The organism is Vogesella alkaliphila, from assembly GCF_014652475.1.
Lineage (GTDB): Bacteria > Pseudomonadota > Gammaproteobacteria > Burkholderiales > Chromobacteriaceae > Vogesella > Vogesella alkaliphila.
Window position 1 is genome coordinate 182499 of record NZ_BMYW01000005.1, and the last position, 12501, is coordinate 194999.

A 12501-nucleotide genomic window follows, 5' to 3' on the forward strand; every position below is an offset into this window, starting at 1 on the left:
AGACTACTCTTCAAAGATACCCACCCCCCATGATGAACAAAGCCAGCCATCTCAAAGACATCGGCCTGAAAGCAACCGGCCCGCGCCTGCGTATCATGGAGCTGTTCGAGAACAGCAAGGATCGCCATCTGTCGGCCGAGGACGTGTACAAGAAGCTGATCGCCGAAGATGCCGATATCGGTCTGGCCACCATCTATCGCGTGCTGACCCAGTTCGAACAGGCCGGTATCCTGATCCGTCACCACTTCGAGTCCGGCAAGGCGGTCTACGAACTGAACGAAGGCGGCCATCACGACCACATGGTGTGCTACCGCTGCGGCAAGGTGACCGAGTTCTTCGATCCGAAGATCGAGGAGCTGCAAAACCAGATCGCCGCGCAGCACGGTTTCAGCATCCAGGACCACTCGCTCTATCTGTACGGTGAATGCGCAGACTGCAGCAAGAGCGAGCGCAAGCCTTTCCGTCGATGATTCCCTGGCTGGGGCGGGGGCTGCAATTCCCGCCCGTGTCGCAGGCATTGGCCGAGCCGGACGGCCTGCTGGCCGCCGGCGGCGACCTGTCCGTTGCCCGTCTGCTTGCCGGCTATTCGCACGGCATTTTTCCTTGGTTCTCTCCGGACGATCCCATCCTGTGGTGGTCGCCGTCGCAGCGCATGGTGGTGGAGCCGGGCGCACTGAAAGTCTCGCGTTCGATGGCCAAGGTGCTGCGCAACCGTCGCTACCGCGTGACCACCGACCGCGCCTTCGGCGCCGTGATGCAGGCGTGCGCCGTGCAGCGCGACGAGCAGGGCGGCACCTGGATCACCGCGGAGATGATCGCCGCCTATACTGAATTGCATCGGCAGGGCTATGCCCATTCCTTTGAAGTGTGGATGGATGACGAGCTGGCCGGCGGGCTGTACGGCGTCGCCATCGGCGGCATGTTCTACGGCGAGTCGATGTTCCACTGCCGGCGCGACGCCTCCAAGATCGCCTTCATCCACATGGCGCAGCACCTGTTCGCTCACGGTGTCGGGCTGATCGACTGCCAGATGCCGACCGCGCACCTTGCCAGCCTCGGTGCGCACCTGATCGGGCGGGAGCTGTTTGTCGCCCGGGTGCAGCAGCTGCTGCGTTGTCCATTGCCGGATACCGTGTGGGATTACGTCTACGATCATGAGCCATCGCGATAACGACGCCATTGCCATCATTCATTTCTACGCCACGGCCCCGTATGCCTGTAGCTATCTGGATGACCGCCAGGCCCGCTCCCAGGTTGCGGTGCCGGCGGAGGCGATCGACAGCACGGTCTACAGCCAGCTGGTGGGGCTGGGCTTCCGTCGCAGCGGCCACTTCACCTACCGCCCGTATTGCGACGGTTGTCGCGCCTGTGTGCCGGTACGCATCCCGGTGGCGCGCTTCGTGCCGGACCGCAGCCAGCGTCGCACGCTGCGCCGCCATGGCGAGCTGAGTGCGCAGATCCTGCCGCTCAGCTTTGTCGACGAGCATTTCCAGCTGTACCGCCGCTACCAGCAGGCGCGCCACGACGGTGGCGGCATGTCGGAGGATGATCCGGGCCAGTACGCGGAGTTCATCCTGAAGAGCCGGGTCGAGAGCTGGCTGGTGGAGTTTCGCGAACAGGGCGTGCTGCGCATGGTCAGCCTGATCGACCGGCTGGATGACGGCCTGTCGGCGGTGTACACCTTCTTCGATCCGGACCAGCCGCGCACCGCCTACGGCGTTTACAACGTGCTGTGGCAGGTGGATCTCGCGCGCCGGCTGCAGCTGTCCTATCTCTACCTCGGCTACTGGATCGCCGAGTCGCCGAAGATGGCGTACAAGACGCGCTACCGGCCGCTGGAGCGGCTGGACGATGGCCGCTGGCACGCGTTCGAGCCCTGATTGCGGCCAACCTTGCAACGAAAACAGGGTAAAAAAAACAGGCACCCGCGGGTGCCTGTTTTTTTTTGCGAGAGCCGCCCGTTTACAGCGGGCTGACGCGGGTGGTGCCGCCGCCGCTCAGTACCCGCACGCGCTGGCCCTGGCTGAACGGCACGTCGGCTTCCTGCACGATGGACAGCATCTTGCCGCCGTTATCCAGTTTTACCGTGATTTCCAGCGCCGGCTTGGTGTTCAGCGACTGCTGCGCCGATTGTGCCGCCATCCCGCCGGCGATGGCACCGACGATGGCCCCGGCGACGGCGCCGCTACCCTTGCCGACATGGCTGCCGGCCAGACCGCCCAGCGCGGTGCCGCCCATGGTCAGCAGCTCGTTGCGGTTGCCTTCCATCAGCACGTTCTTGACGGCGATCACCTGGCCGAATTCGACCACGTGCGCCTGGCGCATCTGGTCCTTGCTGTAGACCTGGCCGGAGTCGGAGGTGTTGGCGCAGCCGGTGGCAAGGCCGGCGGCCAGCAGGGCGATGCCGCCCAGTTGCAGTAGTCTGCGCTTCATGATGTCCCCTTTCGTGGGCAGGGTGTCAGCCGTGGCGCTTGCTGCGCAGCGCTTCGGCGCATTCGTTGATCAGGCCTGGGCCGCGGTAGATCAGGCCGGAGTACAGCTGCACCAGCGTGGCGCCGGCGTCGATCTTCTCCTGGGCGTCGGTGCCGGACAGGATGCCGCCGACACCGATGATGGGCAGTGCGCCGTCCAGTGCCCGCGCTAGGTTGCGGATCAGCTGCGTCGAGCGCTCGCGCACCGGCGCGCCGGACAGGCCGCCGGCCTCGTTCTGCAGCGGATGACCTGCGATCTCGCTGCGCGACAGCGTGGTGTTGGTGGCGATCACCGCGTCCAGCTGGTGCTCGGTCAGCAGGCGGGCGATCTCCTGCGTCTGTTCCGCGTCCAGATCCGGCGCGATCTTCACCGCCAGCGGCACGTAGCGGCCGTGCTGGTCGGCCAGCCGCGACTGGCGGTTCTTCAGCGCGGCGAGCAGCTCGCCCAGCTCATCGGACTGCTGCAGCTGGCGCAAGTTCTTGGTGTTGGGCGACGAGATGTTGACGGTGACGTAGCTGGCACACTCGTACACCTTGTCGAGGCAGGTCAGGTAGTCGTCCTTGGCGTTCTCGATCGGCGTGCTGGCGTTCTTGCCGATATTGATGCCGAGAATGCCCTGGAAGTGGCTGTTGCGCACGTTCTGCAGCAGCGCGTCGACGCCCTTGTTGTTGAAGCCCATGCGGTTGATGATGCCTTCGTACTCCGGTACGCGGAACAGGCGCGGCTTGGGGTTGCCGTCCTGCGGGCGCGGCGTCACGGTGCCGATCTCGATGAAGCCGAAGCCCAGCGCGGCGAGGGCGTCGATGTGGTCGCCGTTCTTGTCCAGACCGGCGGCGAGGCCGACCGGATTGGGGAAGGTCAGGCCCATGGCTTTTACCGGATTGCGGCCAACCTTGCGGCTAAGCAAGCCGGTCAATTGCAGGCGATACGCGGTATCCAGCAGCGACAGGGTGGTTTCGTGCGCGGATTCGGCATCGGTGCGGAACAGCAAGGGGCGTAACAGCGGGTAAAGCATGGGTGTCTCCGTAAGGCGCGGGCGCGGCGCGCGCCACAACAGGGTTAAAGGATCTGGCAGGCGTCGTCAAAGCCGAGGCGCGGCGCGCGCGGGAACAGCTTGCTGGCGTCGCCGTAGCCGAGATTGATCAGGAAGTTGCTCTTGATGTTGCCTTGCGGGAAGAAGGCGGCGTCCACGGCGGCGTTGTCGAAGCCGGACATCGGACCGCAGTCCAATCCCAGCGCGCGCGCGGCCATGATCAGGTAGGCGCCCTGCAGCGAGCTGTTGCGCATGGCGGTGGACTGGATCACGGCGTCGTTGCCGGCAAACCAGCTGCGGGCATCGGTGTGCGGGAACAGGCGCGGCAGCTGTTCGTAGAACTGCAGGTCCATGGCGACGATCACGGTGACCGGCGCCGCCATGGTCTTGTCCCGGTTGCCTTCCGACAGGCAGGGCTTGAGCTTGGCCTTGGCCTCCGGCGACTCGACGAATACCAGGCGTGCCGGCGAGCAGTTGGCGCTGGTCGGCGCCATTTTCATCAGCTCGAACAGCTGGTGCAGGGTGTCCTTGCTGACCGGGCGGTCTTGCCAGTGGCTGTGAGTACGGGCGTTGAGGAACAGTTGTTCCAGTGCGGCGTGGCTGACAGGTGTGCTCATGCGGATGGTCTCTCTACTTGGCGGTGTTTCAGGGGGCGGTGACCGAGGTCGGCAGCAGGTTGCCCGGCTGTGCGGCGGTCGCGGCGGCGATGTCCTCGCTCTTGCCGCTGGTCTTGGCAATGATGGTGATCGCCACGCGGCGGTTGCGGGCGCGGCCGTCGGCGGAGGCGTTGTTGGCCACCGGCATGGTCTCGGCGCGGCCGATGGCCACCAGCCGTTCCGGCGCGATGCCGTTTTCCATGAACAGGCGCACGATGCTGCCGGCGCGGGCGGCGGACAGTTCCCAGTTGGACGGGAAGAAGGCGTTGCGGATCGGGATGTTGTCGGTAAAGCCTTCCACCCGCACCTCGTTCGGCACCTGCGCCAGCTGCTGCGCTACCGCCGACAGGATCTGCGGCGAGTTGCCGGTCGGCAGCGCCTGGCCGACCGGGAACAGCGCGGTATCCTTGATCTCGATATGGATGCCTTCGTCGTCCTGGCGCATGCTGACCTGGCCGCCCTGCATCAGCGGCGCCAGGCTCTTGCCGATGTCGTCGGCCAGCTGTTTCAGGCGCGCGCGTTCCTGCAAGCGCTGCTGGCCCTCGACCGCGGTGGCGATCGGCTTGGTATTGGGAATCTCGATCATGGTGTTGGCGCTGCCGGACGGCGGCGTGGCCTGGATCGCCAGGTTGCCGCTGCGGAAAGCGTCGATCATCGACGTCGACAACACCCGGTACTTGCCCTCGTTGACCTGGGAAATGGCGTACATCACGACGAAGAAGGCAAACAGCAGGGTGATGAAGTCGGCGTAGGAAACCAGCCAGCGTTCGTGGTTCTCGTGGACTTCTTCCTGTTTGCGGCGTCGTGCCATGAATGCTCCGTGTCAGCGGTCAGAAAAGGCGGGTATCGAACAGCGCACGGATGCCGCCGGCAAAGCTGACGCCGATGCGCTTGGCAAAAAAGTTGCCGAAGTCGTCGCTGGGGGTGAAGTCGACCAGCTCTTCGGCTTGGATCTGCTCGCGGGCTACCGAGCTGACCGAACCCAGGCCGTCGGCCAGCCCCAGCGCGATGCTGCCGCTGCCCAGCCATACCCGGCCGCTGAAGACCTCGGCGTCGGCCTTCAGCCGGCTGCCGCGTCCCTGCTTCACCACCGCGATGAACTGCTGGTGGATTTCGTCGAGCAGCGACTGGTGGATGGCCTGCTGCTGCGGGTCGCGCGGCGAGAACGGGTCGTTCATCGCCTTGTTGCTGCCGGCGGTGGTCAGCCGGCGCTCGATGCCGAGCTTCTCGATCGCCTTGTCGAAGCCGAAACCGTCCGACACCACGCCGATGGAGCCGATGATGCTGGCCTTGTCGACGTGTATCTTGTCGGCTGCGGCGGCGATGTAGTAGCAGCCGGAGGCGCATACTTCCTCTACCACCATGTGCAGCGGAATGGCAGGGTGTAGTTTTTTCAGGCGCCGGATCTCGTCATTGGCGATGCCGGACAGCACCGGGCTGCCGCCGGGGCTGTTGGCACGGATGATGATGCCCTTGGTGTTGCGATCGTTGTAGGCGTTCTCCAGGCCTTCCAGCAGCCGGCCGCTGACGTTGCTTTCGCTGTCGATGACGCCGTCCAGCGAGATCACCGCGGTGTGCTTGCCGCCCAGCGTGCCGCTGTCCTGTTCGTCCTGCCAGAAAAACATCGCCAGCAGCGTGCCGATCAGCAACAGCCACGCCAGCCGGAAGAAGGTCTTCCACTGGCGGGTGCGCTTCTGTTCCAGTAGTGCCGCGCCAGCCAGCTTTTCAATCAGCTGGCGCTCCCATTTGGGTTCTTGCTCCATGCTTGCCTCGATCTTCCGCAACGTTGGCCGCAAGGCGCCTCAGGCGCCGTCGGCGTGCGGCAAATAGTATATCCGACCCTCGTGCTCGGTGACTGCGAGCGACTGCAACGATAATCCGCGGCAGGGACCGGCGACGCAGTAGCCGTTGTCCGGTAGATACAGCGCGCCGTGCATGCTGCAGACCAGGTAGTCGCCATCGCCATCGAAGAAGCGGCCTTCCTGCCAGTCCAGCTCCACCGGCACATGGCGGCAACGGTTGAGATAGCCGTATACCACGCCGCCATGACGAATGACAAATGCGGCCGCCGTCTCGCCGTGTTGCCGGATCTCGAAGCGCACGCCGTTGCCGCCGTCCTGTAGGGCGTCGGCGTCGCAGATCAGCTGCGCTGCTGGATCAACCATTGTTGCAGGTCGTCAAAGACATCGAAAATCGCCAGCGGTTCGCAGTCGAGCAGGTCCTCGACCGGATGCGCGCCGTAGCTGACCCCGACGCTGAGGGTGGCGGCGTTGAGCGCCATCTGCAGGTCGTGGGTGGTGTCGCCGACCATCAGCGTGCGCTCCGGTGCCACCCCCAGCTGTGCGGTGATGTCCAGCAGCATCTGCGGGTGCGGTTTGGAGTGGCACTCGTCGACGGTGCGGGTGGCGAGGAAGTGGGGCGTCAGGCCGGTCACGTTCAGAGCGCGGTCCAGACCGACGCGGCTCTTGCCGGTGGCCACCGCCAGCAGGTAGCCGGCGGCTTCCAGTGCGGCCAACCCTTCGGCCACGCCATCGAACAGCTCGATGGTCTCGTCGCCGGCCAGATAGTGATGGCGGTAGGCCTGCACCATGTCCTGGTAGCGCGGCTCGGGCAGGCCCGGGCACACCACGCGCATGGCGTCGACCAGGCCGAGGCCAATCACGTGGCTGGCGCGCTCGCGCGGCGGGATCGGCAGGCCGAGGTCCTGGCAGGCGGCCTGGATGGAGCTGGTGATGTGGGCGGTGGAATCCATCAGGGTTCCGTCCCAGTCGAACACGATCAGATCGAAACGGCTAGTCATGATTGGGGCAGGGTATCCAGAAAGCGGGTCAGTTCGGGCGGCAGCGGTGCCTGCAGTTGCAGCTCCTCGCCGGTGAGCGGGTGCGGCAGCACCAGGTTGGCCGCATGCAGGAACATGCGTTTCAGGCCGTGGCGCTGCAGCTCGCGGTTGGCGGCAAAGTCACCGTACTTCTCGTCGCCGGCAATCGGGCAGCCGTTAGCCTGCATGTGCACACGGATCTGGTGGGTGCGGCCGGTGCGCAGCAGCGCCTCCAGCAGCGTGAAATCGCGATAGCGTTGCTGCACCGTGAAGATGGTGTGCGCGTAGATACCTAGCGCTTCGTCGACCCGCACCATGCGCTCGCCGCTCGGGGTGTGGAAGCGGTGCAGCGGCAGCTTCACGTGGCGGACCTTGTCCGGCCACTGTCCCAGCGCCAGCGCGAAGTAGCGCTTCTGCGGTACGTCGTTGCGGATCATCTCGTGCAGCTTGACCAGCGCCGAGCGCTTCTTGGCGATCATCAGCAGGCCGGAGGTCTCGCGGTCGAGGCGGTGCACCAGCTCCAGATAGCGCGCGTCCGGGCGCGCCTTGCGCAATTGCTCGATGACACCGAAGGACACGCCGCTGCCGCCGTGCACGGCGACGCCGGCCGGCTTGTTGATCACCAACAGTGCGTCATCCTCGTACACGATCGGGAAATTGGCGCCGGGCACCACCTGGCCGTCGCTCGCCTTGGCGGCGAGGCGGATAGGCGGGATGCGCAGTTCGTCGCCTTGCTGCAGGCGCTGCATCGCGTCGGCACGGCCCTTGTTCACGCGGATCTCGCCGGAGCGGATGATGCGGTAAATATGGCTTTTCGGCACGCCCTTGAGCAGGCGGGTCAGGTAGTTGTCCAGGCGCTGATCGGCACCGTTTTCGTCGACGGTGATGAATGTAACGGAATCTTTGCGAATGTCAGTCATATTGCTTATACTCCGTTGGCTCCTTCGCCTGAAATAGTGCGATGTGTAGCACACCGGAAATGGGTCGCAGACAATACTGCCTGCGGCGCTGCTGCGCAACAAAAACCGGCCGGCAGGACATTGGTCCTGACCTGACGCCGGTTGTACCGGGCGCAGCCATGGTTATCTCGCTCACCCCGAAGTAGCGATGTTAATGCATTTGGATGCATGACGCACTCACGCCAGTTTCCCGTTTCGGGGCGATAAGGCCCGCACCGAAGCTTCGCAGCAAAATTTGACCCGACGTGGCCACCCGATTTTGCCTATCCTGCCGCCAAGGCAGGGTGGGTTTGGTAAGCGCCGAAGCTGGCGCAGCAGGGGCCGCGTGTAGAACAAGAAGTTGGCTTAACCCGATCGCAGTTCAGTTGCTCTTTACTCCGACACTTCTTAACGGCATGCGCTCATTACACTCATTGAGCCGTCAAATACTTGCTGTACCCCTAGCGTGAGTGCACGCGTAGGGACATGATTCATGAAACGCATGCTTTTTAATGCGACACAGGCAGAAGAACTGCGTGTCGCCATCGTCGACGGGCAAAAGCTCATCGACCTCGATATCGAAACCGTCGGTAAAGAACAGCGCAAGGGCAACATCTACAAGGGCACCATCACCCGGATCGAGCCGTCGCTGGAGGCGTGTTTTGTCGACTACGGCACCGACCGTCACGGTTTCCTGCCGTTCAAGGAAGTTTCCCGCAGCTATTTTCAGCAGCATGAAGGCGGCCGTCCGCGTATCCAGGACGTACTGCGTGAAGGCATGCAGGTTGTCGTGCAAGTCGAGAAGGACGAGCGCGGCAACAAGGGCGCCGCACTGACCACCTACGTCAGCCTGGCTGGCCGCTACGTGGTGCTGATGCCTAATAATCCGCGTGGCGGTGGCGTGTCGCGCCGCATCGAGGGTGAGGAGCGTCAGGAGCTGAAAGACCTGCTGTCGCAGCTGGAGGTGCCGGCAGGCATGAGCCTGATCGCGCGCACCGCCGGTATCGGCCGTTCGCTGGAAGAGCTGCAGTGGGACCTCAACTACCTGCTGCAACTGTGGCGTGCGGTCGACAGCGCCGCCGGCGCCCAGGCTGCGCCGTTCCTGATCCTGCAGGAAGGCAGCCTGGTGATTCGCGCCATCCGCGACTACTACCAGCCCGACATCGGCGAAATCCTGATCGATACCGAAGAAATCTACGAACAGGCCCGCCAGTTCATGAGTCACGTGATGCCCAACAACGTTGGCCGCGTGAAGCTGTACAAGGACCCGGTGCCGCTGTTCTCCCGTTTCCAGATCGAACACCAGATCGAAACCGCGTTCTCGCGCGCCGTCACCCTGCCGTCCGGTGGTGCCATCGTGATCGACCATACCGAGGCGCTGGTGTCGGTCGATGTGAACTCGGCACGTGCCACCAAGGGTTCCGACATCGAGGACACCGCGTTCCGCACCAACCTGGAAGCGGCGGAAGAAATCGCCCGCCAGCTGCGCCTGCGCGATCTGGGTGGCCTGATCGTGATCGATTTCATCGACATGGAAAGCCAGAAGAACCAGCGTGACGTGGAAAACCGCCTGCGCGACGTGCTGAAGCACGACCGTGCCCGCGTGCAGATGGGCAAGTTGTCGCGTTTCGGCCTGCTGGAACTGTCGCGTCAGCGCCTGCAGCCTAGCCTGGGTGAAACCAGTCACGAAGCCTGCCCGCGTTGCCACGGCATCGGCTTCATTCGCGGCATCGAATCCTCCGCGCTGCACATCCTGCGCATCATCCAGGAAGAGGCGATGAAGGAAAACACTGGCGCGGTACACGCGCAGGTGCCGGTCGACGTGGCCACCTTCCTGCTCAACGAGAAGCGTGCCGAGATCTACTCCATCGAAGCGCGTCTGGACGTGGCGGTGGTGCTGATTCCTAACCTGCATCTGGAAACCCCGCACTACAAGATCGTGCGCGTACGCCACGACGATCTGGCGGAAGTGGGCGATGCGCCGAGCTATCAGCGCGTCGAAATGCCGGAGGAAGACGCCTCGCACCCGTTCGGCCAGGAAAAGCCGAAGCTGGAGCGTCAGGAAGCTGCGGTCAAGGGTGTGACCCCGGCCCAGCCGGCACCGCAGGCCGCCGAACCGGTAGCGCCGGTCGCCGCCGCCCCGATAGTGGTTGCCGAGCAGGGTCTGCTGGCCCGTGTGGTCGGCTGGTTCAAGTCGGTACTGTCGCCGGAGCCGCAGGTGGTCGAAGCCAAGCCGGTGGTCGAAGAGAAGCGTCCGCAGCGCGAAGCGCGCAATCCGCGCCAGCGCAACGGCGAGCGCCGCAGCAACGGTCGCCGCGAACGGGAAGAACGTGCACCGGGCGAAGGCCGTGCCGAACGCCAGGAACGCCAGCCACGCAACGACAATCGTCGCAACGAGGTGCGCGAAGAAGGTCAGGTGCCGACTCGTGCCGAGCGTGCGCCGCGCCGTGAACGCGAACCGCGTGAGCCACGCGATAACGCGAATGCAATGGTGGCGCGCAGCGATGCCGCAGCCGATGGTGCGGTAAAAGAGCAGCGTGACAATCAGCGCAATGAGCGTCGCCGTGAACGCGAGCAACAGCGTGTCGCCAAGGAACAGCAAGTGGTGCAGGCGCCGGAGCTGGAAACCGAACAGCCAGCGGCGGATGCCGTGGCTGGCGATGCGGTGGTGACAGAGGCCGCGGTTGCGCCGGAGCAGGGCGAGCGCGAAGCGCGCGAGCCACGCGAGCGTCGTCGTCGTCGCAGCCGTCGTGACCGTCGTGATGACGCGGCCGTAGGCGCTGAGGCCGGTGCCGACGTGACTGCCGAACAGCAGGCGACCGAGGTGGTGGCCGATGCCGTAGTCGTGGCCGAGGTGGTGCCAGTGGCGGCCGAGGAAGCGGCACAGCCGGTGGTTGCGGCGGAGGTGGCGAAAGCCGAGCTTGCCGAAGCCGTTGCGGTGGAAGCCGTCGAGCCGGCCGCGCCGGAGCTTGTTGCGGAGGCGGCAGAGCCTGCGCCTGACGCAGCGGTTGAGGTGGTGGCTGTGACCGAGATCCAGCCAGAGCCTGCGGCCAACGTTGCAGAAGTGGCGGAAGTGCTATCCGAACCGGTGGCTGAAGTACCTGTCGAGATCGCTGCCGAAGTCGCTGCGGTCGAGGAAGTACTGGCGGCGGTAGCAGAAGCCGTGGTCGAGCCAACGCCGGTAGTGGCGGCTGAGGTTGTTGCGTCAGCCGGGCTGGTGATGGTGACTACCCGTGCCGCCAGCGAGTTGCCGGAGGTGGTGCAGCCAGAGCCGGTGCAGAAGGGCAAGCGTCGCCGCGAGGTGGTGCGCCAGGCTGAAGATGGCGAGGCACCTGTCGAGCTGGTGCAGGTGCAGACTCAAGCCCCGGCTAGCCCGGACGCCTAAGTTGATGCAGGCGTCAAGCCCGGAAAATTCATTTTTCGGGCTTGACGAATCGGCGATCGCTGTCTAAACTGCGCACCTCTTTAGGCAATTCCCTGATAGCTCAGTCGGTAGAGCGACGGACTGTTAATCCGCAGGTCCCTGGTTCGAGTCCAGGTCGGGGAGCCACCAACACCCAGTGCAGCAAGCCAGTCGATGTGATAACTGGCTTGATGTCAGCAGTAATAAGCTTGAATGTTCCCTGATAGCTCAGTCGGTAGAGCGACGGACTGTTAATCCGCAGGTCCCTGGTTCGAGTCCAGGTCGGGGAGCCACCAACAACCCAGTGCAGCAGGCCAGTCGATGTGATAACTGGCTTGATGTCAGCAGTAGCCAGTTTGATGTTCCCTGATAGCTCAGTCGGTAGAGCGACGGACTGTTAATCCGCAGGTCCCTGGTTCGAGTCCAGGTCGGGGAGCCACCAACACCCAGTACAGCAAGCCAGTCGATGTGATAGCTGGCTTGATGTCAGCAGTAGCCAGTTTGATGTTCCCTGATAGCTCAGTCGGTAGAGCGACGGACTGTTAATCCGCAGGTCCCTGGTTCGAGTCCAGGTCGGGGAGCCACCAACACCCAGTGCAGCAAGCCAGCCAATGTGATGCTGGTTTGATGTTAGCAGTAACCAGTTTGATGTTCCCTGATAGCTCAGTCGGTAGAGCGACGGACTGTTAATCCGCAGGTCCCTGGTTCGAGTCCAGGTCGGGGAGCCAGCCAAATCAAAAACCCGCCTTCCGGCGGGTTTTTTGTTTAGCATGTGGCAGCAAATGGAGGAGGGGGCATGATCAAGTCGGTAGTGGCGATTGCCAGTGGGGCGGTGCTGGGCGCCTTGCTGCGCTGGAGTTTTGCGGCGCAACTCAACCGCCTGTTTCCGGCCATTCCGCCGGGTACGGTGGTCGCCAACTGGCTGGGCGCGTATCTGGTGGGCTTGATCGCGGGTCTGTTTGTGGCCAATCCGCACTGGCTGCCGGAGTGGCGGCTGTTCATCCTTACCGGCTTTCTTGGCGCGCTAACCACGTTTTCCACCTTCTCGCTGGAGGTGGTGTCCTTGCTGCAGCTGCAGCGCTACGGCACCGCGCTGTTGGCGGTGTCGTTGCACCTGTTCGGTTCGCTGCTGCTGACGATTGCCGGCTTCGCCACCGCGCGCTGGCTGGGCTAGGGTGTCT

Annotated in this window: 13 protein-coding genes and 5 tRNA genes; 10 read left to right on the plus strand and 8 right to left on the minus strand. The window is 64.1% G+C overall.

Annotation, left to right across the window (positions count from 1 at the left end):
• Positions 1-32: 32 nt before the first annotated feature.
• From fur to IE100_RS09530, 3 genes are read left to right on the plus strand one after another with little or no spacing between them, the layout of a single operon-like run.
• Positions 33-470: a ferric iron uptake transcriptional regulator gene (gene fur / locus IE100_RS09520; protein ID WP_189373943.1), complete on the plus strand. Its 438-nt coding sequence runs from the start codon at positions 33-35 to the stop codon at positions 468-470.
• Positions 471-505: 35 nt separating this feature from the next.
• A complete protein-coding gene (gene aat, locus IE100_RS09525; protein ID WP_229800318.1) occupies positions 506-1171 on the plus strand; it encodes a leucyl/phenylalanyl-tRNA--protein transferase in 666 nt (221 codons plus the stop codon).
• Complete coding sequence (locus IE100_RS09530) at positions 1155-1880, plus strand: arginyltransferase (protein ID WP_189373848.1); 726 nt, start codon at positions 1155-1157, stop codon at positions 1878-1880. Before aat ends, IE100_RS09530 begins: the two co-directional genes overlap by 17 nt.
• Positions 1881-1962: 82 nt before the next feature.
• Here IE100_RS09530 and IE100_RS09535 read toward each other — a convergent pair whose 3' ends face one another.
• The 8 genes from IE100_RS09535 to IE100_RS09570 are packed head-to-tail and all read right to left on the minus strand — an operon-like array spanning position 1963 to position 7899.
• A complete protein-coding gene (locus tag IE100_RS09535) occupies positions 1963-2433 on the minus strand; it encodes an outer membrane lipoprotein (protein WP_189373849.1) in 471 nt (156 codons plus the stop codon).
• 25 nt (positions 2434-2458) lie between these two features.
• Positions 2459-3487: a quinone-dependent dihydroorotate dehydrogenase gene (locus tag IE100_RS09540; protein WP_189373850.1), complete on the minus strand. Its 1029-nt coding sequence runs from the start codon at positions 3485-3487 to the stop codon at positions 2459-2461.
• Positions 3488-3531: 44 nt separating this feature from the next.
• Positions 3532-4122, minus strand: a complete 591-nt coding sequence (locus IE100_RS09545) for a malonic semialdehyde reductase (RefSeq protein WP_189373851.1) — start codon at positions 4120-4122, stop codon at positions 3532-3534.
• A 28-nt stretch (positions 4123-4150) separates the two neighbouring features.
• Complete coding sequence (gene motD, locus IE100_RS09550) at positions 4151-4972, minus strand: flagellar motor protein MotD (protein WP_189373852.1); 822 nt, start codon at positions 4970-4972, stop codon at positions 4151-4153.
• A 19-nt stretch (positions 4973-4991) separates the two neighbouring features.
• Complete coding sequence (locus IE100_RS09555; RefSeq protein ID WP_189373853.1) at positions 4992-5924, minus strand: S49 family peptidase; 933 nt, start codon at positions 5922-5924, stop codon at positions 4992-4994.
• Between the two features lie 39 nt (positions 5925-5963).
• Positions 5964-6326, minus strand: coding sequence for a Rieske (2Fe-2S) protein (locus tag IE100_RS09560; protein ID WP_189373854.1), 363 nt, complete (start codon positions 6324-6326; stop codon positions 5964-5966).
• Positions 6302-6961 carry an HAD-IA family hydrolase gene (locus tag IE100_RS09565; protein ID WP_189373855.1) on the minus strand — a complete coding sequence of 220 codons (660 nt, stop codon included), beginning with the start codon at positions 6959-6961 and terminating at the stop codon, positions 6302-6304. The genes IE100_RS09560 and IE100_RS09565 overlap by 25 nt, the downstream gene beginning before the upstream one ends.
• Positions 6958-7899 carry an RluA family pseudouridine synthase gene (locus IE100_RS09570; RefSeq protein WP_189373856.1) on the minus strand — a complete coding sequence of 314 codons (942 nt, stop codon included), beginning with the start codon at positions 7897-7899 and terminating at the stop codon, positions 6958-6960. The genes IE100_RS09565 and IE100_RS09570 overlap by 4 nt, the downstream gene beginning before the upstream one ends.
• Before the next feature lie 511 nt (positions 7900-8410).
• On the opposite strand from IE100_RS09570, the gene IE100_RS09575 reads away from it, so the two are divergent.
• The 7 genes from IE100_RS09575 (at position 8411) to crcB (ending at position 12494) form a co-directional block, all read left to right on the plus strand.
• Entirely contained in the window at positions 8411-11302 is a 2892-nt protein-coding gene (locus IE100_RS09575) for an Rne/Rng family ribonuclease (protein WP_189373857.1), read from the plus strand.
• An 89-nt stretch (positions 11303-11391) separates the two neighbouring features.
• Positions 11392-11467, plus strand: a tRNA-Asn gene (locus tag IE100_RS09580).
• 70 nt (positions 11468-11537) lie between these two features.
• Positions 11538-11613, plus strand: a tRNA-Asn gene (locus IE100_RS09585).
• 70 nt (positions 11614-11683) lie between these two features.
• Positions 11684-11759, plus strand: a tRNA-Asn gene (locus tag IE100_RS09590).
• Between the two features lie 69 nt (positions 11760-11828).
• A tRNA-Asn gene (locus IE100_RS09595) sits at positions 11829-11904 on the plus strand.
• Positions 11905-11972: 68 nt separating this feature from the next.
• Positions 11973-12048: transfer RNA gene (locus IE100_RS09600), tRNA-Asn, on the plus strand.
• Between the two features lie 68 nt (positions 12049-12116).
• Positions 12117-12494 carry a fluoride efflux transporter CrcB gene (crcB, locus tag IE100_RS09605; protein ID WP_189354085.1) on the plus strand — a complete coding sequence of 126 codons (378 nt, stop codon included), beginning with the start codon at positions 12117-12119 and terminating at the stop codon, positions 12492-12494.
• Positions 12495-12501: the final 7 nt, after the last annotated feature.

Excerpts from the sequence above, each read along its gene's own strand:
- IE100_RS09545 (WP_189373851.1), bottom strand. The coding sequence starts at position 4,122 with ATGAGCACACCTGTCAGCCACGCCGCACTGGAACAACTGTTCCTCAAC.
- IE100_RS09570 (WP_189373856.1), bottom strand. The coding sequence starts at position 7,899 with ATGACTGACATTCGCAAAGATTCCGTTACATTCATCACCGTCGACGAA.
- motD (WP_189373852.1), bottom strand. The coding sequence starts at position 4,972 with ATGGCACGACGCCGCAAACAGGAAGAAGTCCACGAGAACCACGAACGC.
- IE100_RS09575 (WP_189373857.1), top strand. The coding sequence starts at position 8,411 with ATGAAACGCATGCTTTTTAATGCGACACAGGCAGAAGAACTGCGTGTC.
- IE100_RS09540 (WP_189373850.1), bottom strand. The coding sequence starts at position 3,487 with ATGCTTTACCCGCTGTTACGCCCCTTGCTGTTCCGCACCGATGCCGAA.
- IE100_RS09535 (WP_189373849.1), bottom strand. The coding sequence starts at position 2,433 with ATGAAGCGCAGACTACTGCAACTGGGCGGCATCGCCCTGCTGGCCGCC.
- IE100_RS09530 (WP_189373848.1), top strand. The coding sequence starts at position 1,155 with ATGAGCCATCGCGATAACGACGCCATTGCCATCATTCATTTCTACGCC.
- fur (WP_189373943.1), top strand. The coding sequence starts at position 33 with ATGAACAAAGCCAGCCATCTCAAAGACATCGGCCTGAAAGCAACCGGC.
- IE100_RS09560 (WP_189373854.1), bottom strand. The coding sequence starts at position 6,326 with ATGGTTGATCCAGCAGCGCAGCTGATCTGCGACGCCGACGCCCTACAG.
- IE100_RS09555 (WP_189373853.1), bottom strand. The coding sequence starts at position 5,924 with ATGGAGCAAGAACCCAAATGGGAGCGCCAGCTGATTGAAAAGCTGGCT.
- IE100_RS09565 (WP_189373855.1), bottom strand. The coding sequence starts at position 6,961 with ATGACTAGCCGTTTCGATCTGATCGTGTTCGACTGGGACGGAACCCTG.
- crcB (WP_189354085.1), top strand. The coding sequence starts at position 12,117 with ATGATCAAGTCGGTAGTGGCGATTGCCAGTGGGGCGGTGCTGGGCGCC.